The organism is Mesorhizobium sp. M0598 (assembly GCF_040320865.1).
In the GTDB taxonomy this organism is placed as follows: domain Bacteria; phylum Pseudomonadota; class Alphaproteobacteria; order Rhizobiales; family Rhizobiaceae; genus Mesorhizobium.
In genome coordinates, this window is record NZ_JAMYQL010000031.1 from 42,027 (window position 1) to 64,963 (window position 22,937).

Sequence of the window (22,937 nt, forward strand, 5' to 3'; positions counted from 1 at the left end):
TCAAGATCCGGTGTCCTCTCAGCCATGGATCAGCATCCCACCGTTGACGTCGATCACGGCGCCGGTGATGTAGCTGGCCAGATCGGACGCCAGAAAGAGATAGGCGCCGGCGACGTCGCGTGCGTCGCCCAGCCGGCTGAGCGGGATCCCCTTGATGATGTCGGCGCGCATGGCGTCGGTCAGTTTGCCCCCAGTGATGTCGGTCTGGATCAGGCCCGGTGTGACACAGTTGACGCGGATGCGGTCGGGCCCGAATTCGCGCGCCATGGCCTTGGCAAGCCCCAGAACACCCGCCTTGGCAGCCGAATAGTGCGGGCCACCGAAGATGCCGCCGCCGCGCTGGGCCGAAACCGACGACATGCAGATGATCGAGCCGCCGCCATTTTCGCGCATGTTCGGGATGAATGCCTGACTGAGATAGAGCACGCCGCGTAGGTTGACATCGAGCATGCGGTCCCAGTCAGCCGGGCCGATATCCAGTGTCTTTGCGGGCTGCGTGATCCCGGCAATGTTGCACAGCACGTCGACCTTGCCGAAGGCTTCGGCCACTTCGGCAGCAGCCCTCTTGCACGCATCGAGGTCGGCGACGTTACAGGCGAGGCCAATGTGCTCGGGCCCAAGCGACTCGGCGGCGTCACGGGCCTGTTGCTCATCGAGGTCAAGAATAGCAATGCGCGCGCCTTGCTCCGCCATCAGCGTTGCCGTGGAGCGGCCTATCCCCCGAGGGCTCGCGGCCCCTGAAATCACCACGGCCTTGCCCTTCAGCAACATGTCGAACTCTCCTGCTATTTCTCTTTGCCGGTGATCTAAAGTCGGTAGAACCGGGCAGCGTTGTCATGGAACAGCGCGAGCCGCTCCTCGTGCGGGTGGGCGATCGTAATTTCCTTGAAGGCGTTCAAAATGGCGTCGAAGCTCGAGAACAGCTTGTCGACGGGGAAGTTCGTCGCGAACATCGAGCGGCCGACGCCGAAGGCTGCGATCGCCTCCTCGACATAAGGACGATTCGAGGCCGTGGTCCAAGTCCAGTCGCCCATGCCGAGGCCCGAGATTTTGCAGGCGACGTTCGGCGCTTGCGCCAACTGGTGCATGCCTTTTTTCCAGGCGCCAAAATGCTCGGCGCCGTCGACCTGCATGCCGGTGTGATTGAGAATGATCTGGACGTCGGGAAAGTCGCGCGCGAGTTCGAGGAACTCGCCCATCTGGGGATAGTAGAGCTGCAGGTCGAAGCTCAGCCGTCGCTTCGCCAGCTCCCGGAAACCACGCCGCCATTCGGGTGTCCGGCTCACCTCCGGCCGCGCCTGATAGGTCTTGGCGGCGTCGGCATGGTAGTTCATCGACTGCCGAATGCCGCGGAAGTTCGGATATTCCATGTGGCGGTCGAGGAGCTCGCCAACATCGGGTCTAGACAGGTCGGCATAGCCGACGATGCCGTGGGGAAACCCCCGCTTGTCGGCGATCTCCTGCAGCCAGCGCGTCTCCCCAACCGGATCGCTGGGATCGAACCCCACATCCAGGTGCACCGATTTTACGAGGTTCTGGTTCTTGCCGTCCTCAAGATAGTCCTCGAGAAGGTAACTTTTTCGGATCGCCTCGTAGTCACCGAAGGCTGACGGCTTAACCCCGTCGGTCAGCCACGGATAATAATTGGCCTCCAGATCCCACAAATGATGGTGCGGATCGATGAACGGCAGCTCGGCCACGGTCGGGACTCCTTGCTTGAGGTCTGGACCCGCCGGCCAAGCCGGCGGGTCCATTGGGTGGCGGTCAGTTGCTCGGGGGAAAGACGCGGGCGATGACCTTCTTGGCCTCGGGACTGTCAACCTTGTCGGCCGTAACAAGAGGCATGACCAAGGCCAGATCCTGGGTCACCGGCGCGCCCGTCAGTGCGTTGTAGACCTGTTGGGTTCCGTCGATGCCTTGGCCTACTGCCTCCTGGAAGAAGATGCCCTGGAGCGCTCCTTTCTTGAGCAGCGCGATCGTGGTCGGCGAGCCGTCGGCTACGGTGATGCCGATCTTGCCGGTGAGGCCCCGGGTCTCGACCACCTTGGCGGCGCCGGTGCCGGCTTCGTCATACATGCCGTAGATGGCCTTGATGTCGGGATTGGCGGTCAAAAGGTCGTTTGCCTGGGTGACGGCCTCGTTGATTGTTAGACCGCGCGTTTCCAGCATCTGGACGAGGTCGCAGCCGTCGGCGGCAAACGCCTCCTTGGCGCCCTTGAGGTATTTCTGTGCATTCTCCCGGTCCTGCGGCAGCGACAGCATGCCAACCTTGTTGCCGCCACGCTCCTTGGCAAGCTCGCAGGTGAATTTCCCCTGCGCCTTGCCGGTCTCATAGTTGTTCGCGGTGACCGAGGACGTATAGTTGGTGAGGCCCGGTTGCGGCCCGATGCCGGCAAAGGCGATCGGCACTTTCTGCTTCGCTAGATAGTCGAGCAGCGGCGGTGTCGAGGTCGAGCTGACGGGGCCGATCACGATGGCCGCGACGCCTTTGGTCACGGCGGTCCGCGCATTGTCCATCTGCTTGGCGGGTGAGTTTTCCGAAGTGTACTCGACATAATCCATGCCGAGTTCCTTGGCCTTCTCCTTCACGCCGTACCCGACCCATTGCCAGTAGGAGATGTCCAGCGACGGGGCGATGTAAGCGACGGTCTTTTTGTCCTGTGCGTATGATGCGCTGGACAAGGCGGCCGCCGCCAATGCTGCAAGTAGTATGGTCTTCAACTTCATCTTGGTTCCTCCCGTTGATGATCTAGAGTCGGTTCTTGCTGCTGAAGCGGTCGATCAGAACCGCGAGCAGGATCGCGGCGCCGGTGACGGAGCCTTGCCAGAAGCTGTTCACGCCGATGAGGTTCACGCCGTTCTGGATGCAGGTGATCATCAGAGCGCCCAGCACGGCACCGATCGCGCTGCCGGTTCCGCCAAAGAGGCTGGCCCCGCCAATGACGACGGCGGCGATTGCCTGCAGCATCAGGCTGGCGCCGGCCGTGGCTTCGGCGTTGAGGATGTAGCTTATCGTCAACAGGCCGGCGAAAGAGGCAAGCAGGCCCGAAGCGACATAGGCGGCAAACTTGATGCGCAGAACCGGGATGCCGAGCAGCCGGGCAGCAATTGCCGACGAGCCGACGGCATAGAACCAGCGTCCGAGCACGACCTTTCGCAGGACGTATTCCAGCGCGATCATCAATATGATGCAGAACAGAAGATGGTTGGGGACGCCCGGGATGATCTCGCCCGAATTCAGGAGCCAGAAATCCGGCGCGCCGATCGGCATCGAACGACCATTCGTGACGATGAAGGCCAGACTGCCCGCCACCGCGTAGGTGATGAGCGTGACGACGAAAGGCGCGAGCCCAACGACCGTGACCAGAAGACCATTGATCGAGCCGAAGACAAGGCCGACGGCCAGGCCGGCAGCACTGGCGGTCAGTCCGTCGGCGCCACTGGCCATCGCCAGCGCGGTCACCATACCGGTCAAGGAAAAGACTGAACCGACCGAAAGATCGATGCCGCCGGTGACCACGACCAGCAAAACACCGAGTGACATGATGATGAGGGGCGCGGCGGCCTGGATGATGTTTTGCACATTGCCCATGCTGAGTGCAGCGGGCACGAACATGCCGACGGCCAGCAGCAGGACGACGATTGCGGCGGCAATCGCGCCTTCCGTTCGGTAGGACAAAAGAACTGCTGGGACGCGCGAGTTGGTGGTCCGGAGTTTGTCGGTGGTCGTGGTGCCGTTGCTCGCGTCGGTCATGCCGCCATCCCCGTCAGTTCGGCGAGCCCGTCTTCGGTGTAGTGCTCTTCAGGCAGGAATCCCTTCGGCTGCCCATCGGTGTCAAAGGCGAAAATGGCGTCGCAAAGCTCGAGCAGTTCGACGTTCTCGGTCGACCACCAGATGATGATCGCGCCAGCGTCGGCCATCTCCCGGATCAAACCGTAAATGTCATGCTTGGTGCCGATGTCGACGCCACGCGTCGGCTCTTCCAGCACCACCATCCGGAGCGGCAGCCCAAGCCAGCGTGCGACGAGAAGCTTCTGCTGGTTGCCGCCGGACAACGAGGCCGGCAGGTCCCAGATCGAGCTGGCTTTCAACTTCAGCGCTGAAACGAGATCGTGACATTCCTGCCGCTCGGCTGCGGCCACGATCCGCCGTCTTTCGCGAACCCTGCGTGCTGCAAGCACGTTATCGACGATGGGCAGCTGCGAAAGGATCCCCTTGGTTGCGCGGTCGCCCGAAACAAAGCCGATACCGGCCCGCGCCGCTGCCGCTGGAGACGAGAAGCGGTCCGCAAAACCCTCGCCGGAAAGGCGCCAGCCAGCCCCGGGTCCGGCGCCCACCAGGGGAGCAATGAGGCCGGTCGGGCCTGCGGGCGCGCCGGCCAGTCCCAGGATGGTGCCGGACGAAATCGCTATCCTGACGTCGCCGGGGCCGAGGAGTTCGACTGGTATGCCCTGTCGGAGGTGTTTTTGCGGGTTGCGGTGCCTTGCCGGACGCTGCGCGTGTTGGCCCATCTGCTGGACGATTTCGGCGTCGCTGAGCGATGCAAGCGGCGTGGCATTCGCGATCGTGACGCCATCGCGCAAGATCGTGCAGACATCGCAGAGCGCGCGGATTTCCCGCATACGGTGAGAAACAAAGACGATGCCGATGCCTTCCTCGTGCACCAACCGCTTCAGCACCGAGAAGAGTTTGGCAGTCTCGCCGGCAGTGAGATTGGCCGTGGGCTCGTCGAGAAGCAGCACTTCGGCTCCGGTGGAAAGGGCACGAGCGATCTCGACGATCTGGCCTTCGTGGAGGGACAATTTGCGCGCCGGCAAATCGATGATCTCTTCGCCGATCGCTGGGTCAATCAGCCGCAGCGCTCCGAGCGCGGTTTCGCGCATGCGGCGACGGCTGATCTGCGACCAGCCCGACCTCGCATGCACAATGCCGATGTTTTCCGCGACCGACAGCTCGGGCAATAGCGCCAGCTCCTGATGCACCACCGCCATGATCGGGCTGGTGTGGCCGGCCTTCGACGAGGCGAAGCTAATATCGCCGGCATCGCGTGAGATCAGCCCGGTGATGATGCGGATCAGGGTGCTTTTGCCGGCGCCGTTGCCGCCCAGGAGCGCGTGGATTTCGCCAGGCCGGACCTGAAAACTCACGCCCCGAAGGACCCGTGTTGCGCCGTAGTTCTTCTTGACATTGGAAGCCTCGATCAGGGGCTTCCTGGTCGATGCCTGTCCAACTGCCGGCACATTGCCGGCACTACCCAAGCTTTGGGGTGAACCCGGTTCCATCCTGCATCTCCTCCCGAGACCACAGGATGATGCGACCGATTGACATTAGGCTCAATTCTCGTTTCTTAATATTCTGTGTAGCTGAGCTTAACTGACGAGGACGATGTCAGACATCAAGTTCAATTCGATGACGCATTTCGAGGCGGTCGCGCGGCTCGGCGGCGTGGCAAAGGCCGCGCAGGAATTGCAGGTGACACCTTCGGCGGTCAGCCAGCAGCTGCGGCTGCTCGAACACCAACTCGGGGTCCGGCTTTTTCAGCGCGAAAAGCGCCATCTCTCGCTCACGATCGACGGTGAGCGGCTCTTCCAGACCACCACCCAGGCTTTCGAATCCATACGCGAGGTGCGTAATGCCATCGTGCGGCAGCGCGAAAGCTTCCAGCTTAGCCTGCGCGTCAGTCCTTCCTTCGGCGAGAAATGGCTGGCGCCGCGGTTGGCCGAGTTCAGCAAGGGCTATCCGAGCTGGAATTTGCGCGTCGACGCCACGCCCAATTTCTCGGATTTCGAAACGGAGGTCATCGATCTCGATCTTCGTTATGGCGACGGCGGCTGGGCCGGCCTTTATTCGGATTGCGTCGTCAACGATCTGATCCTGCCGATGTGCTCGCCTTCCTATCTTGCCGAACTGCGCGCGATCTCACCGGATCCGCGCGAGCAGCTTCGCCATGCGCGGTTGATCGACAGTGTGAAGGCTTATTTCCGGTGGGATTATTGGCTGCCGTGCAACGGTATCCAGGGCGCCCGCATGACGTATCCCTATCGTTTCGACCGTTCGTCAATGTCGGTTCAACTGGCGAAGGACGGTGCAGGTGTGGTCCTGGAAAGCACATCCATCGCATTCGAGGACCTGGTGTCAGGTTCTCTGGTTCCGGTCTCGATAGAGTTCGAGGTCATCGAGTTTCCGGGATACTGGCTGGTCTGTCCTTCGCGGCATATGAACCGGCGCGCGGTTCGCCTGTTTTCGGACTGGGTGTCACGCGTGGGTAAGCGCGACACCGATCTGGCTCGCCGGTTTCTGGCGGATAAGCAACTGCGCATATCGTTCGAACGACGGCCTCATTTCGGGGCACGGGATGACAAAGCGGCGCCAATGGCGTGAACAGTTCGGCGTTCAAGACATGGCAAGACGAAGATTGACAGCACGTTGCGGTTGAGGAGCTGGCAAAACGCAGGCTGTGTGCAAGCGAAGGCGGGTTGGCCGCGCTTTTCCAGCGACCTTCCTCTTTTCCAACCCGACAACGACTGACTTACCTGTTTTCTGACGCAGCCGGAGACGGAGGCACTCAGTTCATACAGCCGTAAATTACCGGCGTCATCGTCCGTGCAACGCTACAGGGAATGCTCGACAGCATTGTAATGCCATTCCGCCGACGCGGCCATGGCTTCAATGAACGCGAGTTTGACGGTAGCGACTAAGCAACCGAACCGTGGCGCCAATGACCTTCTGAGCTTCCTCCCATTTCGGAAGATCTCGTTCCCCAACACGCGTGGCGATCGCGGCCAGTATCCAACCTACGCAGCTGATGTCTTCGGCAGCCTTCAGTTTCTCATGCTGCAGGATGCAAGCTTCAATGCCCGGTCGGGGCGGAGACCCGGGCGTAGTACGCTCAGCGATTAGCTGCAGACCGGCGTCGTAGGCGGCGCAAATTTTAATTCTATCGCCCCTTTCCGATTTCATCACCACATTCGCCCAAAGGGCCAACTCAGTTAAAAGATCGGTTACTTCATCTCTCATTAAAAACTGCCGCTGTTTTCTTCATGAAACGAAATTCCACGATCCAGATAGCGCGTGGCCCGGACAATGAGCGAGGTATTTTCGGGGTTTGTTGTTATCGAGCGAACCACTCCTTCTAAGCTTGCCGAGAATGTTAGTCAAAACGCTCAGTTTGCTCGGCAGGATCGCCGTCTAGACACAGCGGGCAAACATACGCATGCGGTTTCGTTACCACCAAGACCACCGATGGCTTGTGGCAGCGATCACAGGCAAAATCCCGGTGTGCAGTAGGCCAAACGTCATTTTCTATCTTTAGAGCACGGAGCCCCATCGTTTGGCAGCCGTCATCTTGCTGCCAGCCGGCGGAGGGCGCTGGGCTGGCACAGTGGTCTCGGGTTTAATGCGGAGGTATGGGAAAGAGAGGCTCTCCCGGCTCACTGCGCCAGCAATGGTATCGGCACTCACAGGGGCGTCCCAGGTTGATTGGTGGCCCGTAGCGAGAAGACTCGATCGGGCGAGTTTGGCTGATTACTCGCATTCTGACCGCCGAATTCAAGAATAGTGTTGCCCTTGAGATAACTCTTCGCGCTTGAGTTGCACGTATGCAACAGTCACTACCGACCTGCGAGGAGCGGAAAATCCCGAAACCTTGTCGGCGCCGCGAGAGGCCCCTTATTTGAAATCGCGTCTTGGCTTGCGACCTGGATGCCTCGCGCGAATATGCCGGTCTGATGGTACAGACGAAGGCGACTGGTAAAGCGATCGGCAAGGCCGAAGGTTACGTCGCCGCCACAGCCGCTGCTCGCGAGTTCTTGTTCGTGGGCACGATCGGCATCGGGCGGGCCAGACCAAGATCGGCATGGCCAATCTCGCCTACAATCTCACCCGCCCGTATGGCACCAGGGGCGAACTGCGCCCGCATGACGACGAAGGCGGCGCAAACCGCCACCGCGATGCCAAAATCGGCAATCTCAACAACCAACTCCGAAGCGATCGCCGTCATCAGTCCACGCAGAAATCAGCGCGGCCCTACCGGTCCGCGAAACGCCGATAGTACGAGGTGCCCAGGTGGCTGGAGGCCATTCCTATGAAGGTAAAGCCTGACCCTAATTCGTGATATTCTGAAGCGCCTGCAGTGGTGCTGGGTCACGTTCGCTTCCCGCGCGATCTTGGCCGTCCATCAACCACGGCGCGTCCTTAGTTCCTCAATATTCACGACACTGTCGAAAATATACCCCGCGCCGCGCTCGGTGCGGATATACTGCGGGCGCGGCGCCTTATCCTGCCCCAACTTACGGCGAAGGCGGACGATAAGAACATCGATGCTGCGGTAGTAGACCTCCTGATCATAGACACGGGTCGCCATCAGAAGCTGCTCACGTGAAAGGACCCGACCTGGGTTCTTGAGAAAGGCCATCAGGAGGTTGAACTCGCCGGCGGTGAGCTTGACGTCAGGATCCGTTCCCCGGCGCAAGCTCCGACGCTTGGTGCTAACTCGCCAGTCATCGAAACGGTAGATGGTGTTTCGGTCACGCTCCGGCCGCTGGCGCATAGCGGCGCGCACGCGGGCGCGGAACTCCGTAAGCCCGAAGGGCATAGTAATGTAGTCGCGAGCGCCGGTTTCGAGGCCAATCACCTTGTCGGTCTCATCTACGAAGTCACCGCTGATGATGATGATCGGAAGATCCCTCTTGGCACCAAAATCTCGAACGAACTGCAAACCGTCCTCTCGGCCGTAGCTCAGGTCGACAATTGCTAGATCAATCGCTTCAGAAGCCATATTGCTGGCGGCCTGCTGGCGGTTTTCGACCGCTCTGATGTTAAACTCATGCTTAGACAAGAAGCCCATAAGCGGTTCTCTCGTCAACGCGTCCTGACCGACGATGAGAATGTTCTTCATGGTCACTTCCTATTGACTGCAGCTTGGGCTGCCGGGGACGGTAGTCAAATTAGTGACGCTCAGCAGGTGGGACAATCTTCATCAGGCGTATTGCGGAATAGCGCAGACAAATAGGTCCTATGCGGAGTTCCTGCTGCGCAACAGTGCCCCCAAAGCCTGCTAGTTTTTGATGGATTGTCCGTCCTCTGCGACCACTCGTTCGGCAGACCGGGTTTATCCCCGCTGAGATTCGTATCGCTCCGGTCCTCTGGCACCATCACTGGAGCGCTTTTGCACCCAACTTCCTCTCCCGGCGGCTCCAATTCAGTTCAGCTTTGTTTCAATTTAAATCGCTGAAAAGTTGACATTCGTATGGATTCGTCGAGATTTATTTATCAGACGCAGAACTCGCCTTGATGTTAATTCCACTGTCTACAGGAAACTCATGATGCCCAACCTTTTATCTAATTCCAATCTCCTTTCTAGACCCATGCTATCCTTTCTTTTGAACTTGCATGTCTTATTGTGCAGATCGCTCAGGGGGCGGAGCTTTCATGAACGGCGGGATGTCCGAGAGCAGGAGAGTGGAGATGAGTAGACTGGTCGTAGTCTCAAACAGGGTTTCGCTGCCCGACGAGCATGGTTCCCCGCCGCCAGGCGGGATGGCGATTGCGCTGAGCGCTGCGCTCCGGCGAAGGCACGGCCTATGGATGGGCTGGTCGGGGAAGGTGAAAGCCGGGGAGGACCCGTCAGGGCCGATCTCACGCCGGGAGGCCGGCGGGATCAATTATGCGCTTACCGATCTCTCGCAGACAGATTTGGACGACTATTACTACGGCTTTGCCAACCGGGTTCTTTGGCCGGTTTTCCACTGCCGAGTCGACCTCGCCGAGTATTCCGAAGCACGAATGTCCGGATATCAGCGCGTCAACCGACTGTTTGCAAAGCTGTTGCAGCCGCTCATCAGCGACGACGACGTCATATGGGTGCACGACTATCACCTGATCCCGCTTGCGAAAGAACTGCGGAACCTCGGCTGCGGCAATAAGATCGGCTTCTTCCTGCACATTCCGTGGCCGGCGGCGGACATCCTCTTCACCGTACCGCACTATGATGATTTGCTACGCGGGCTTTCGTGCTATGACCTCGTCGGCTTTCATACCGATGACGATCTTAGTAACTTCGCCGAATGCTTGCGCCGTCAGGGGTTACCGGACCCCATCACAAACGGTGTGTGCCAAGCCTATGGACGTGTGTTTCGCTGCGGCGTTTTTCCGATCGGCATCGACACGGCCGAGTTCGAACGACTGGCCGAGCAGGCGGCGCGCAGCGAGACTCTGCAGGAGCCCTCTCAAAGGATTCCCGGTTGTAAAGTCGCGATCGGCGTCGACCGCCTCGACTATTCGAAGGGCATCGAGAACCGCATCGTCGCGTTTGACCGCTTCCTGCGGAGCAACGACCACCGCATCGGCAAGACGCAACTGCTGCAGATCACACCGAAATCCCGCACGGAAATACCGGCATATCTGGCGATGCAAAAGGACGTCGCCGAGCGGGTGGGGCGCGTTGATGGCGAACTCGGAACGATCGATTGGATGCCCGTTCACTACATCAACCGGTCCGTTGGACCCAGCGAGCTCGCCGGTCTATACCGCATGGCACGCGTCGGCCTGGTCACGCCGCTCCGCGACGGCATGAACCTTGTAGCTAAGGAATATGTCGCCGCACAGGACCCACAGAATCCAGGTGTTCTCGTGCTTTCGCGTTTTGCCGGCGCAGCCAGAGAGCTAGGCGGAGCGATCCTCGTCAATCCCTACGATCCGGAAGCGATGGCGAGGGCCATCGAAGAAGCCCTGGACATGCAGTTAGATGAGCGGATCGATCGTTGGCGGGCGATGATCGGCCGGCTCCGCGAATACAACGTCTATCGCTGGTGCGACGACTTTCTGTTAGGCCTGGATCAGCGCTGAGCTTTGCCGCGTTCCTGGGCCTAGCTTCGCCAGCATGAGGCTGACCGCGACCAAGTGAATCAGGCAGCATTTCGGCCTCGCTGAGCGATGCCGAATGTGCTGACGCTTAGCGCGAGCACACCGCTTACTAAGACGAGAGGAGAAGGCCGTGGATGAGCTCGCTTGCAGTCGCGAAACTTCAAAAAAGCGGGCGCAGCCGTTTGTCGCGGAACCTCGCGCCACACGGCAGCGGCAAATGCTGGCGTCGATTGACCTGAACTTGCTGTTTGCTCTCGAAGCGCTGCTGGAACACCGCAACGTCACGCATGCGGCTCGACACGTGGGCTTGAGCCAGCCCTCGATGAGCCGAGCGTTGAGGAGGCTGCGTGGCATTTTCAACGACGATCTTTTGGTTCGCGGCTCCATGGGCCTGGTTCCGACCCCGCAGGCCCAACGCTTGAGCCGAATGCTGCCGCCGGTGCTGGATGCGATCCGCGGGATAGTGAACGGCAGTCTTGCCCAAGCCAATTGGCGATCGAAGGCGATAATGGCGATGCCCGATCATCAAGGACTGGTCCTGCTGCCGCGGCTCCTGCCCCGGCTGCGCCAGCACGCGCCTCATCTGGACGTCGTCATCGATCCGCTTCTCTCCGGCGCGATGCGGCGGCTTGAGCTAGGCGAGATCGATTTGGCTATAGGGCAGATTAGCGCCTCGCCGCCCGGATACTTGAGGCGCAGCCTCTACTCCGACCGGTTTGCCTGCCTGCTGCGCCACGACCATCCAGCCCTGGCGCGGGAATGGACAATCGAGAGCTTCGCGGCCTTGCGCCACGCAGCCATTGCCTTGGACTCCAAAGACGGCTTCGGCCGGGTGCATGACGAACTGGTCAAGTTAGATCTCCAGGGTCGCGATCCGGTGTTGGTTTCCAACATCTTGACGGCCGCGTTGGCGATCGCGGCGACCGATCTGCTGTTGATTGTACCACGCCGCGTCGCGACCAGGATCGCCGCCTTGCTGCCGCTAGCGATTATGGATCCGCCTGTGCAATTGACACCCTATGAAGTCGCGCTGATTTGGCACGAGCGTTCCCATCGCGACCCGGAGCATCGTTGGCTGCGCCACGAGATCGCCGTCGCCGCGGCGGCGGGAACTGAGAGCAAAATATCCCAACTGGGAAGGCAAGTGACTGATGAGTCGCCTAGGCAAGAAACGTGATCCGAATCCGGGGCTATCGTCAGGATATGACGGAAAAAGTTTATTGCCCTGCTCGCCCGTTGGGAGGGGAAGCTGGCTCTGCTGTGCCAGCGCATTGAAACCGTGCCGGTTTCGACAATTTGAAGCGAGGCAACAGGGCCAGACGAGAAGGTATCATACGCCCAGCCATCTATATACAGGCCAAAAACCGCCTCTCTTCGACCGCCATTCGGCCGCGCCAAGCCTTCCACAGGCCAGCTTCCCATGGTGTCTGTGAGGTGCCTGCATGCTGGCAGCATATCTTGGCTCGGACCCCGAAGCATGCAAGTCCTTGGCACTAATCGCGAGTTCTCTGAGGCAGATCGATATCCTTGATCACCGTTTATTGCGGGCAGGGCGCTCCGCGCAGATCGTCATCGTCGATTGTCGCGAACCGATTCACGACAAGCACGGGCGTGCGAAGCTCTCGCCCGAACCTGTCAAACTGGCTCTGGTTCTGGAAGAGAGCCTGGATCGACAAGCGGTCTTCTCCAACGGGTATTCCGATTACCTGTTGTGGCCGCTCACCGAGCAGGAAGTTCTGCGCAGACTTACCGCCTGCATCGTTCAGTTCGCGCAGCGTTCTACCCCGCCTTTCTTCTCAGCCGATCCGATCGTTCAGAATTCATGCAGTCTGCTGGCGCAGCGGGTCGATCAGCAGATCACCCGCGTCGAATTGGCGCGAATGGTAGGGACCAACAGGACAACGCTCACCACCCGTTTCGAGACATCGTTTGGCTGCGGGCCAATGACTTGGCTACGGCGCTACCGGATGACGGAGGCTGCTGACCGGTTGCGTAACGGGCATGAAAGCATCGCCAAGGTCGCCGAATCCTTCAGCTACGAGAACAGCAACAACTTCTCCACAGCCTTCAAGGCGTTTCATGGCCTCTCGCCACTGCGCTATCGCAAAATGATACGGCGCAGAGAAAAGCCTGTCTAACGCAAAGGTGGGGGCCGGAGCGAATTGGTATAAGGCGACGCGGGCACGCAAAGATCATCTCATCTCCGAGGCGTTTCCGCGCTTTGGGCACCTTAAGCTCTCGACCAACGCTCATGTCTCACAGCAGGAGGATAAAGCATGTCGAACGCATTTTCAGTGAATGTTCAAGAGCATGAACAGCGCTATTCCAAAGAACACTATGAGGCGGCGTCCGCATTTTTCTACGCCAAGCCCCTTGTTTTGGCCCAGTTAGATGCTGCGCCCCCCAGTGACGACACGATCGCCAACGCTCAAGGGACAGTGCAGTTTCACCTCATCGGCCAAAAAACCGACGATCCGACGTACAGCGGCACCCTCAATGAGAATCAGGACAATCTACTGGCAATAGGAGGAATTATTAACGACTACATGCATACCCATTATGCGAACATCGATGCACAGAAGCTTGATATCAACACATGGACCGATGTTGTTGGCAACATTCCAGATCTCTCTATGGGCAGGCAAAAACTGAAGAGTTTTTCAAAAAAGGTGGCCGGGACGTCGGTCTCAGCTACTTTCCTCTCGCTGATTGCCAAGGCGATCATTACCGACGGGGCATCGTTGCTGCTGGATTTCCAGTCCTTCCTTACAGAAATGGGGAATCTCACCTTCAGTGCAAACGGCAAGGCGCAGCGATACAAGGCGCTGACATGCACCTACCAGAGCTACCTTCTCGATAATGGGGCAGGCGGATATTACGACTACGGAGCAATCGTTCTGCGGCAGATCGAGTTCAAAGAGCACTTCCTCGAGCTGAAATCCTCTTGTTCGTCGACCCACTACGTCCGCGTCGACATGGACTATGCCGAGGTCACCAATCTTGTTCAGACCCGTCGGATCCGCAAAGGCGGCCCCGATCACGAAAACTTCCAGGAGCTTGTGAATAAGAACTCCACCGACCAGTTCAAGAAGGCCAAGAACTTTTTCAACGGTGGCTCGACGCCGCAACAAGACATCAAGCCGCAGGTCTGATCGTCAGGCCTTTGATCGCGAAAGCAGCGCACCCAACCAATAGCGTGGATTTGGACGAACGTCGCCCGCATCATGGATGCGATAGAGCGGTCCGGTAAGCCCTTGCGAACTACCGATGCTCTGTCGCGCCCCCGGTGCCGGCGAACTCCGGTCCCGCTTCCATAGGGAAGCAGACATGAACCCATTCGCAAAAACAGCTGCGGGCCTTTTCCTGGTGATCGGCCCGCAGAGCAGCCAACCGCTCGAGGCGGAGAGGATTTGCTCTGCCATGGTCCAGAAACTATTCGAAGACCAAACCCGGACTCTGGATTCTCGAGCATGGCAGAATGCCGCGCAAATGGTACCGAACAAGGTGGAAACCGCCACGACTTCAAGAACGCTAAACCGCACGATGGACGTGGCGGAATTGCCCAGTGCCTTTGCGTCAATTTGCGCGAATGCCGCCGACGGCAATGAAGCTGGCGTCGGTCTGGCAAAGGCAATCCGTAGCTATCTGAGCAAACACGGCGAACCGACGGCGTTCAATTGCCTCGTCCTAGATCAATCCGACTCCGCGGAAGTCCGTCTATCTTTAACCTGCCTTGCCGTGGTCGAAGTTGGAAGCGCTGACAGTCTCGCCATCACCTCGATATTGCTCTCCGCATCGCTGAACCTGTCAAACGAGCAAACGCAATCCACTATCGCGCAGGTTTTCGGCCGTTTCAGCTCGCCGAGCGACTCACCGTACTACCTGCGCTTGTTCTCCAGCCGGCGGTCCCATAGTCAGAGACGTAGCGACATTCTGCAATAGACCCAAGGGCAAACAGAGGAATAGCTGATTGCGTCTGCGCCGCGTTGGTGGCTGCGGGAAATGACATCAAAAGGCTGCGCGAAGAAATAGCGTGGGAGGGCGAGGTGACCGTATAAACTGCGCATTTCCATACAATTTCGGCCTTCGGGGAGACGGACTATGCACGATATTATCGACGTCCCGCAGAACGTCGGCGATTTTGCTGTGTGCTTGGCAGAATCTGGCGTCAATACAGTAATCCGGTACTACAACCATCGGAATAGTACACCATTTCCCTCAAAATGTCTGACAGGGGAGGAACTCGCCGCCCTTCATGGTGCTGGAATATCGGTAGCTGTGGCCTTCGAGCAGCGGGGTGGCGCGGGCGGCAATATCAGAGACTTGCATGGTGCGGCTGGAGAGCGAGACTCCGGTCGTGCGCTTGATCTGGCCGCCGCGTTGGGACAGCCCGAAGGCTCCGGAATCTATTTTGCAGTCGATTGGGACTACCACACACCACAGCATCTTGCACGAATAGCACCCTACTTCAGGAGTGTGCGGAATGCGTTGGCTGGCCGTTATCTCGTTGGCGTTTACGGATCGGGCACGGTCGGACACCACATGAAGCGCCAAGGGCTGGTGGACCATATATGGCTCTCTGGCTCGCTGGGATGGTCCGGAACGAGACAAGCGCTCAAGCAGGGGGATTGGTCGCTTTTCCAAAAGTTTATGGAAAAGCGTTCCGAGATCGGGGGCTTCGGATACGATGGAAATGTCGTCAATCCGGCCCTTGAAAACTTTGGTCAATTTGGGCCGGCAGGTACTCTCCCCTCTCGCGACGCGAAGGAACGTCTGCGTTGTTCAAAGTTGCTGCGCGAGGAGCGCTAAATCTTCGCTCCCGGCCGGGCAAGAGCTTTCGCATGGTCGATTCCTCCCGAACGGTACAATGCACGCCCACGCCTTGTCACGCTCCACCGGAAGCTTCTCCCGCTGCGTCTTCGTCATCGATATCCCGGCATCGTTCATCCCTTCACAAACCGCTTGCCTTACGGCGCCATAATGGAAAGAGGATTGTGAAAGGCTCCGCACCTGTATTCTCGTGGACACCCTCGGCCTTCCATAAACGACCGTTTGCGAAAGGAACCAGAGTGCTGATCGGCTACGCCCGCGTGAGCAGAGGCGACGACCAGTCGAACACGGCGCAGGCCAGGGCGCTCGCCGATGCCGGGTGCAAGCGTATCCTCAAGGAGGAGGCCTCCGGCGGTCGCTGGGAGCGGCCGGAATTGCACAGGATGCTTGATCATTTGAGGGAGAGCGACACTGTCGTCGTCTGGAAGCTCGACCGTCTGTCTCGCTCACTCAAGGACGTTCTCACGATCATGGAGCGGATCGAAGCCACCAGCGCCGGTTTCCGCTCGCTGACAGAAGCGATCGACACGACGACAAGCCGGCCAGTGCCGGAACCGAGCGGCGCCGATCGTGCTGGTGAAGCGCCGTGACAGCTGCGGCGTTGCGGCGGGCGTGGCGCCGCAGCACGAGCGGCTCGGTTTCATGCTGCCCTACACGCCGTTGCATCATCTCTTGCTGCGGGCGCTGGACGGTCCGGTGGTGATGACCTCCGGCAATCGCTCGGGCGAGCCGCAATGCACGGACAATGACGAGGCGCGGCAGGAGCTTGCCGGGATCGCCGACTTCTGGCTGATGCACGACTGCGAGATTGTCAACCGGCTCGACGACAGCGTGGTGCGATTCGACGGGCACGGCATTTCGGTGTTGCGGCGCGCGCGGCTTCGCGCCGGAGCCGCTGGCGCTGCCGGCGGGCTTCGATGGCCCGGTCAGGGCGCTGGCTGCGGGCGGCGATCTAAAGGCCGCGTTCTGCCTGGCGGGCGACGGCAACGCGCTGCTGTCGCAGCATCTCGGCGACCTCGACGAGCTGAAGAACCAGAACGCGTGGAGGCAGGCGTTGGGGCTGTATCGAAGCCTGTTCGACACGAAGCCGGACCTCATTGTGGCCGACCGGAATCCGGGCTACCGTTCGACCCAACTGATGTTACTCTGCCGGCGATGGTGATGAGGGTTTCGGCCAGGTGCTAAACATCATTGGCCGCTTCCTGCGCAGTCGTCGAACGTACGCGGGGCCGAACGTCTTCCCCCCACGGGTCTTTCCAAATCGTCACGCTCAACCTGTCTCAAGGGAGATCGTTGTCATCTCCTGATGCCGAATGTCTCAATTTCCCAAGTTTGGCAAAATTGAATCGCAGACTTTTGCAGCGTGCGAAGGTCAAGCAGTTTTGCGACAGTAGCAAAGAGCCCGAAGCCATCATCCGGACTCGGTGCTCCAATATATCGCCGCTAACGCCGGATGACGATAATCCCGGCCAGTGCGATGAGAATGATACCGAGCATGGAAGCCGCATCCAGACGTTCCGAGAACAGCACGACGCCCCATAGCACTGCGAAGGCTAGATATGAAAAGTCCCAAGTCGAGATGATCGAGGATGGTCCCAACTGGTAGGCGATGGCCGTGCCGACGCTGCCGATCAGCATCGTCATGCTCAAAAGCCCGATCAGCGCGCATTGGGTCCAGCCCATTGGAATCCACGCGCCCATGAACAGGCTTTGTCCACCCTCGCTCCCTGCCATCACGGTCGCCAAGCTAGCGCTGCCCCCGAGAACGATCGCTATCAGGTTGAAGATCAGCGCCAAAACGAAGGGGTTTTCGCCACGGCTCTTGGTGCGCGTCAGCACCATCGCCAGAGCGTAGAGAATTGCAGAAACCAGCGGCATCACGGCATGGATGCCAAGGTCGCCGGCCTGCGGCTTCTGCATGAGCAGCACACCGATGAAGCCGAGGGCGACTCCGACCCAACCTTGCACCCCGACAGGTTCCCTGATCCAGAAGGCCGCAAAAAGGGTAATGAACAGCGGGATCGTGTAATAGACCGCCGCCGCCATCGAGAAATCGAGGCGCGGTAGCGAAGCGTAATAGATCAGCAGGCTCGACAGAAGCAGGCTGCTTCGCACGATGGCCCAGCCAGGATAGGCTGGGCGCAACGACACCTGCGGAAAGCGCCATTTCAGGATCGAGATCAACAAGGGCAGCGTGACGCAGGACCGCAGGAAAATGAACTGCGACAGCGGCATGTCCGAGATCGTGACCTTGATGATCGCATCCGCGATGGAAAGCGTCAGGTCCGTGAAAACCATCGCCGCAATGGGGATGCCCACCCTGTCCGCCTTGGGGGCCGTCTGACTGATCGACATTTTTCGCGTTCCCTGCTTCGGGTGCCGAGGCTACCGAGCCAAGAACGTTCCAACAATTCCGATCATACGGAAATTTTGTCCGTGTTATTGTACAATGAGCAACGACACGAGACAGGATGCGTCGCTTTGTACAGCGTGGACGACATGATCCTTCTGGCCGAAGTCGCCGAAACGGGCAGCTTTACTCGCGCCGGGGGGCGGATCGGGATGCCCAAATCTACCGTCAGCCAGCGCATCGCCCAGCTTGAAGCACGTCTGGGGCTGCGGCTTCTCAATCGCTCCACCCGGCACGTAAGCCTCACCGGCAGCGGCCAGGTCTATCTCGAATACTGCCGCCGCGTTCGCGCTGAGGTCTCGGCCGCGGACATGGCGATGACCAACCTGAAGGAACAGCCTGTCGGGACGCTGAAGATCACCTGCCCAGAGGTAACTGCCACCTATTTCATGCCGACCTTCCTGCACGGATTTACCACGCAGTTTCCCCGCATCGCCGTCGAACTGATCGCCACAAACCGGCATCTCGACGTCATCCGCGAGCGGGTTGATTTCGCTTCTCGCGTTGGCACGACCACAGGTCAGGACCTGATCGTGCGGCGTGTCTCCTCGATTAAACGGGTTCTCGTCGCCGCTCCAGCCTATCTGGCGGCTGGCAGTCCTCTTCAGGAACCGACCGATCTTCTAGATCGCCGCTGCCTGGTGCATGATGCGCAGCCCGAATGGGTGTTCTCGTCAGACGACACACCGATCGTCCTGCGGCCTCCGCCGGCTGCGACCTCGGATTCTATGGGGTTCCTGCTGCAATCCTGCATCGCGGGCGGCGGGGTCGCACTCCTTCCCGCTTACGTGTGCCAGCCGTCCGTGGCGGTCGGCCGCCTTGTGGAGTTGCTCCCGGGCTGGGAAATTCCACCCTATGAAATGATGCTGATCTTTCCCAACCTGAAGAACCAGTCCAAGGCGCAGGCCGCATTCCGCGATTATGTGAATACCTTCGACTTTTCAGCGTTTGCCGTTGGGCGATAACTAGAACTTCTCAAGTCCTACGGTCGCATTGTTCCGTGTCGTGGAATGTCTAACTGGATCGAAAGCCGGACCAGGCATGGACATGAGCCAGTTTGCAAAAAGCGCGGCAGCTTTGTTCCACGGCGTTTCTTTGAGCGAAACAAGATAGACGTTACCGGGGCGTTGATCTTCCCCAGGCAGGAGCTCAACCGGTTGGCCGCGGCGTACCTGTTCGCTCGCCGTGCCAATCCAACCCAACGCTATTCCGCTGCCAGCCAAGGCAGCCTGCCTCATCATGAGGTGGTTGTCGAACACAGGACCCGGCAGCCCCTTCCGACACGTTTACCCCGAAGTGCTGGAACCATTGCTTCCAGTCGAACCACGTCTTGTCATCAACCCTGGCATGCTTCCTTTGGGTTGCCCTTACAGTGGGGTAATCACAACAAAACCTGGTGCGGCGGTCAAGCCGCCAGAATGAGCTCGTTTAATGAAGCGCCAGCCTCCGGCTGCGGGAGAAAGGGAGTGCCGTGCCTCAGGACATCCGTGTCACCATCGTGCTGACGGCCGTATCGATGGCATCCGTCGTGGACGGTCCATGGTAACGATCATGACCGGACCTTCAATTCATTCGGGCCACCGCACACCTCTCGGTCGAGGCGGCGCATGAGGCAAGCCACAAGGCATGGGTGGGCAAAAGCGGCTTACAGCACTACGAGCGCATGCTCCGCTCCGATGACTTCAACGAAGGTCCCGTCGCCTTTTCGGAAAAGCGCAATTCCGAGTTCAAGGGGAAGTAGCCATGGACGCGGTAACCACAACGCGCGCGGGTCTACTTGGACAGCACCGTCTGGCACCGATGCTGGACGCCCGCTCCATGGTGGTTGCCGGGATGTCCGGCAGGGAAGGCTCATTCGGCTTGCGGCTGGCCCAGTCCGTCGTCAGCGCCGGATATTCGGGGCGCATCCAGTTCATCGATCCGCGTCAGACCGAAATCCTGGGGAGGCCATGCTTCGCCGCCTTCGCGGACGTTGACGAGGCGCCGGATCTGGCGGTGCTTGGTGTCGGCCCCTAACGCGGCCGCTTCCGCAATGCCGACGCTTCTGGTGGCGCGCGGATGCCGACAGAGGAAGAGCGTGGGTGGGCTGCGGTGGCGGGTGAAGGTCCGGGAGAGAGTCTCCCGGCGCCCGCCGAGGAGCTCCAACCATGACACAGATGGAAATTCACACGCCCACCCGCAACGAGCGTGCCGGTTACAAGGTCGACGTCAGCCGCGGTCAGCGCATCGGCCGCGTGTCGTCAGAATGGTTCAACCGGCCGGCGGACGAGCGATACCTGTCGCTCACCGACCTTCGGAATTCGGTGAAGGCCCGGTCGGAGCGCAGCAAGACCCGCATCGTCGAGAGTGAGCTGATCCGCGTCGAGGCCAGCCGCGACGATCCGGAGCGCCTGAGGTTAATGCTGCCCGATGCGCCTGCCCCAGTTGCCCCCACGCATTGGAGTTTTGGCCAACTCGCCAGCCTGGTAGGTGCACCGGCCACCTATCTGCGCCAGCTTCCGGCCCCGCTCGCGGCGATCAACCTTCAGCACGGTCTCCTCAACCGCCGCGCCGAGCAGGTGAAGATGCTGGAAATCGAGAACGGACGCCTCGAGCTGCGAGCGGTTACAGGTCCGGACTATGGCAGGATTTTCGATGAAGAGCTGATCGCGGCCGTCCAAAAAATCGCCGGCAACGGTACCGGCGACACCCGCTGGAAGATTCCTGGCGTGCTCGACTGGTCAACAGGAATCTACAATCCGAATGTCGACATTTCCAATGCCACGACGACGCTCTATGCGTCCGACCGTGATGTCTTTGTCTTCCTCGTCGACGACCTGAATCCGATCGAAGCCGGCAAGCTGCCCGATGGCTCGCCCGACGTCTTTTTCAGGGGGTTTTATTGCTGGAACTCGGAGGTCGGCGCCCGCACGCTTGGAATCGCCAGCTTCTATCTACGTGCAGTGTGCCAGAATCGTTGCCTCTGGGGCGTGCAGGATTTCCAGGAAATCATTATCCGGCATTCCAAATATGCCGCCTCGCGTTTTGCCTTGGAAGCCGAGCCGGCGTTGATCCAGTTTGCCGATTCCTCGCCCATGCCGTTCGTCAATGGCATCAAGGCTTCGCGGGAGCGTGTCGTCGCTCGGGACGACGAAGATCGCCAGAGCTTCCTGCGCAAGCGCGGCTTCTCCAAGGCGGATACGACGAAGATCATCGATGCCGTGCTTTCGGAGGAAGGGCACCCGCCCGCCTCGATTTTCGACTTCGTGCAGGGCATTACACGGGTGGCGCGCGACAAGCCGCATCAGGATGTTCGCCTGGAGATGGAGGGCAAGGCCAAGAAGCTTCTCGATCTGGCAGCATGATACTGCAATGCTGCGCGCGGCGGGAGTAGATAACGTCACCGGGCTGGCTGCTGATGCCGCCAGTTTCGAACATGTGCATCGCTGCGGCGCGCAGCACACGGCCTGCGCTGCAGGTCTGGCAAACACATCTATCAGGTCTAGGTGTGCGCTGCACAAAATCGCAATGCTGCTATGCACAATTAATGCTTCTCGGGAGCGTGGAAGGGAGTAGGTTGTCGGTATCAAGTTTCGTCCGGGTCACCTCCTCCCGACCTCGGCGATCAGGGACGGCATTTATTCCTCCCGAATGCTGTCGTCCAAATCAAGCCCGCCGCACCTCCTCCCGCGGCGGGCTTTTTCGTTGTGCGAGCGGCGGCTTCTCGCAGCCCGATTGCAGGAAACGAACGCGGAGGTCCGTCAGTCGGGCAGGTTGAACCGTTCGATGGTGACGGTACGCTCGACATCCACCGTAATCTCCAGCACTTCGTTCCATGCCTCCCCTCCACCAAGCTCGGAAAGGGCGAGAAGGAAGAGCCTGCGCTGGAGATCGAGGCTCATCAGGCCAGGGGCGGTGTTGAAGGCGACGAGCCCGACATGCAGCTCCTCGCGGCGATAGAGGCCGCGAAAGTCGGTCGTGTTGTGCGTGACGAGCACATAGCCGTCATCGACCGCGCGCCGGGTCACCATATGGTCCTTGGCGCCGGCGAGGCCCAGCCAGCGCACATGGCTCGACTCGGGGAAACCCCGTTCGCGCGCCAGTTTCGCAAGCTCTGGGCTCAGGCATTCGTCGATCAGGAATTTCACGAAACGGCCGGCAGATCGTCGAGACGGATTGTGCGTTTCGATTTCGCCGCCGTGCTGCGCCACGCCGGCTTGACCGGCGGACGGCCACGCCGCGGGTAGGCGAGCGCATAGTCGGCCGCGAGCCTGATCCGGTCGAGAGTCAGTTGCGGATAGGCGGCACGGATCGCGTCGGCCGTGTCGCCGTTGGCGAGCATGTCGGCAACGTCATGAACAAGCACGCGTGTTCCCACAAAGGCCGGCTGACCGCTAAGTACCGCTGGATCGCGCGCCACCATCGCCTTTGCTTTCCTCAGCCGGCTGAGGCCGGCCCTTACCCCGGCGGTGATCGGCTTCAGGTCGACCTTAAGGGGATCGTCCGCGACCACGGGCGTAGCATCATCGGCAATGGCGTGCTCAACGATCCGCCGCCGCGCGGCCGGCGTCAGCGTCTCCGCCGTCAGCCAGGCGAGGCGTAGGCCGACGAGACCCGCTCCGACGATGACGCGGCTGCCGCGGCGCGTCTCGACACGGCCGCGCAGCAATCCTGCATCGATGATGCGATGCACCTGCTTGAGCGGCACCTGCGTTACCGCCGCCGCCTCATTGGCGGTGAGCACTTCGCTGCTAAACCCCGGCATGACAATAATCCTTCCACATTCGTGGAAGATATATAGTCATTCTGCCTTCCGCAGTCCAGCGAAGCTTTGCGGCAGCCGGCGGCGTCCGT

22 protein-coding genes and 1 pseudogene are annotated in these 22,937 nt (G+C 59.9%); 13 read left to right on the top strand and 10 right to left on the bottom strand.

The features are described 5' to 3' along the window. Positions 1–18 precede the first annotated feature (18 nt). The 5 genes from NKI59_RS27620 to NKI59_RS27640 all read right to left on the bottom strand — a co-directional run bounded on the left by NKI59_RS27620 (position 19) and on the right by NKI59_RS27640 (position 5,283). Positions 19–771: an SDR family NAD(P)-dependent oxidoreductase gene (locus NKI59_RS27620; RefSeq protein ID WP_352451781.1), complete on the bottom strand. Its 753-nt coding sequence runs from the start codon at positions 769–771 to the stop codon at positions 19–21. Positions 772–806: 35 nt separating this feature from the next. Then, the gene (locus NKI59_RS27625) at positions 807–1,700 is read right to left on the bottom strand and encodes an amidohydrolase family protein (RefSeq protein WP_352707955.1); all 894 of its coding nucleotides are present in this window, start codon (positions 1,698–1,700) and stop codon (positions 807–809) included. A 64-nt stretch (positions 1,701–1,764) separates the two neighbouring features. After that, a complete protein-coding gene (locus NKI59_RS27630) occupies positions 1,765–2,727 on the bottom strand; it encodes a substrate-binding domain-containing protein (protein ID WP_352451779.1) in 963 nt (320 codons plus the stop codon). Positions 2,728–2,749: 22 nt separating this feature from the next. After that, the gene (locus tag NKI59_RS27635; protein ID WP_352707956.1) at positions 2,750–3,754 is read right to left on the bottom strand and encodes an ABC transporter permease; all 1,005 of its coding nucleotides are present in this window, start codon (positions 3,752–3,754) and stop codon (positions 2,750–2,752) included. Beyond that, positions 3,751–5,283 carry an ATP-binding cassette domain-containing protein gene (locus tag NKI59_RS27640; protein ID WP_352516223.1) on the bottom strand — a complete coding sequence of 511 codons (1,533 nt, stop codon included), beginning with the start codon at positions 5,281–5,283 and terminating at the stop codon, positions 3,751–3,753. The genes NKI59_RS27635 and NKI59_RS27640 overlap by 4 nt, the downstream gene beginning before the upstream one ends. Positions 5,284–5,386: 103 nt before the next feature. Here NKI59_RS27640 and NKI59_RS27645 point away from each other — a divergent pair, with 103 nt between their 5' ends. Beyond that, entirely contained in the window at positions 5,387–6,382 is a 996-nt protein-coding gene (locus tag NKI59_RS27645) for a LysR substrate-binding domain-containing protein (RefSeq protein ID WP_023722450.1), read from the top strand. Between the two features lie 1,393 nt (positions 6,383–7,775). Here the strand turns inward: NKI59_RS27645 and NKI59_RS27650 are convergent. After that, positions 7,776–8,000: a hypothetical protein gene (locus NKI59_RS27650; RefSeq protein ID WP_023722452.1), complete on the bottom strand. Its 225-nt coding sequence runs from the start codon at positions 7,998–8,000 to the stop codon at positions 7,776–7,778. 177 nt (positions 8,001–8,177) lie between these two features. Then, positions 8,178–8,897, bottom strand: a complete 720-nt coding sequence (locus NKI59_RS27655) for a winged helix-turn-helix domain-containing protein (protein ID WP_352707957.1) — start codon at positions 8,895–8,897, stop codon at positions 8,178–8,180. 569 nt (positions 8,898–9,466) lie between these two features. Between NKI59_RS27655 and NKI59_RS27660 the strand changes: the two genes are divergently transcribed. The 9 genes and pseudogenes from NKI59_RS27660 (at position 9,467) to NKI59_RS27700 (ending at position 16,856) form a co-directional block, all read left to right on the top strand. Further along, positions 9,467–10,846, top strand: coding sequence for an alpha,alpha-trehalose-phosphate synthase (UDP-forming) (locus NKI59_RS27660; RefSeq protein WP_352451775.1), 1,380 nt, complete (start codon positions 9,467–9,469; stop codon positions 10,844–10,846). A 235-nt stretch (positions 10,847–11,081) separates the two neighbouring features. Continuing rightward, a complete protein-coding gene (locus NKI59_RS27665; RefSeq protein WP_352451826.1) occupies positions 11,082–12,041 on the top strand; it encodes a LysR family transcriptional regulator in 960 nt (319 codons plus the stop codon). A gap of 265 nt (positions 12,042–12,306) precedes the next feature. Further along, complete coding sequence (locus NKI59_RS27670; RefSeq protein ID WP_352451774.1) at positions 12,307–13,002, top strand: helix-turn-helix domain-containing protein; 696 nt, start codon at positions 12,307–12,309, stop codon at positions 13,000–13,002. A 138-nt stretch (positions 13,003–13,140) separates the two neighbouring features. Then, a complete protein-coding gene (locus NKI59_RS27675; RefSeq protein WP_352451773.1) occupies positions 13,141–14,016 on the top strand; it encodes an Evf family palmitoylated virulence factor in 876 nt (291 codons plus the stop codon). 175 nt (positions 14,017–14,191) lie between these two features. Next, entirely contained in the window at positions 14,192–14,806 is a 615-nt protein-coding gene (locus tag NKI59_RS27680) for a glutamate acetyltransferase (RefSeq protein ID WP_352451772.1), read from the top strand. 159 nt (positions 14,807–14,965) lie between these two features. After that, a complete protein-coding gene (locus tag NKI59_RS27685; RefSeq protein WP_352689036.1) occupies positions 14,966–15,673 on the top strand; it encodes a DUF1906 domain-containing protein in 708 nt (235 codons plus the stop codon). A gap of 260 nt (positions 15,674–15,933) precedes the next feature. Beyond that, positions 15,934–16,284, top strand: coding sequence for a recombinase family protein (locus NKI59_RS27690; RefSeq protein ID WP_023722460.1), 351 nt, complete (start codon positions 15,934–15,936; stop codon positions 16,282–16,284). 22 nt (positions 16,285–16,306) lie between these two features. Further along, positions 16,307–16,510 (top strand): annotated as a pseudogene (locus NKI59_RS27695) (Sua5/YciO/YrdC/YwlC family protein); the annotation flags it as partial. Continuing rightward, a complete protein-coding gene (locus NKI59_RS27700; protein WP_352451770.1) occupies positions 16,503–16,856 on the top strand; it encodes a hypothetical protein in 354 nt (117 codons plus the stop codon). The pseudogene NKI59_RS27695 and the gene NKI59_RS27700, both read left to right, overlap by 8 nt. Before the next feature lie 281 nt (positions 16,857–17,137). Here the strand turns inward: NKI59_RS27700 and NKI59_RS27705 are convergent, their stop codons facing one another. Next, on the bottom strand, positions 17,138–18,049 hold the full coding sequence (locus tag NKI59_RS27705) for a DMT family transporter (RefSeq protein WP_352707958.1): 912 nt from the start codon (positions 18,047–18,049) through the stop codon (positions 17,138–17,140). A gap of 135 nt (positions 18,050–18,184) precedes the next feature. Here NKI59_RS27705 and NKI59_RS27710 point away from each other — a divergent pair, with 135 nt between their 5' ends. The 3 genes from NKI59_RS27710 to NKI59_RS27720 all read left to right on the top strand — a co-directional run bounded on the left by NKI59_RS27710 (position 18,185) and on the right by NKI59_RS27720 (position 21,448). Next, complete coding sequence (locus NKI59_RS27710; protein ID WP_352451825.1) at positions 18,185–19,069, top strand: LysR family transcriptional regulator; 885 nt, start codon at positions 18,185–18,187, stop codon at positions 19,067–19,069. Positions 19,070–19,847: 778 nt separating this feature from the next. Further along, positions 19,848–20,120, top strand: coding sequence for a CoA-binding protein (locus NKI59_RS27715; protein ID WP_352451768.1), 273 nt, complete (start codon positions 19,848–19,850; stop codon positions 20,118–20,120). Positions 20,121–20,251: 131 nt separating this feature from the next. Then, on the top strand, positions 20,252–21,448 hold the full coding sequence (locus NKI59_RS27720; protein ID WP_352707959.1) for a DUF932 domain-containing protein: 1,197 nt from the start codon (positions 20,252–20,254) through the stop codon (positions 21,446–21,448). 396 nt (positions 21,449–21,844) lie between these two features. Here NKI59_RS27720 and NKI59_RS27725 read toward each other — a convergent pair whose 3' ends face one another. Continuing rightward, positions 21,845–22,231 carry a DUF5615 family PIN-like protein gene (locus NKI59_RS27725; RefSeq protein ID WP_352451766.1) on the bottom strand — a complete coding sequence of 129 codons (387 nt, stop codon included), beginning with the start codon at positions 22,229–22,231 and terminating at the stop codon, positions 21,845–21,847. After that, entirely contained in the window at positions 22,228–22,848 is a 621-nt protein-coding gene (locus tag NKI59_RS27730) for a DUF433 domain-containing protein (protein WP_352496762.1), read from the bottom strand. Before NKI59_RS27730 ends, NKI59_RS27725 begins: the two co-directional genes overlap by 4 nt. Positions 22,849–22,937 lie beyond the last annotated feature (89 nt).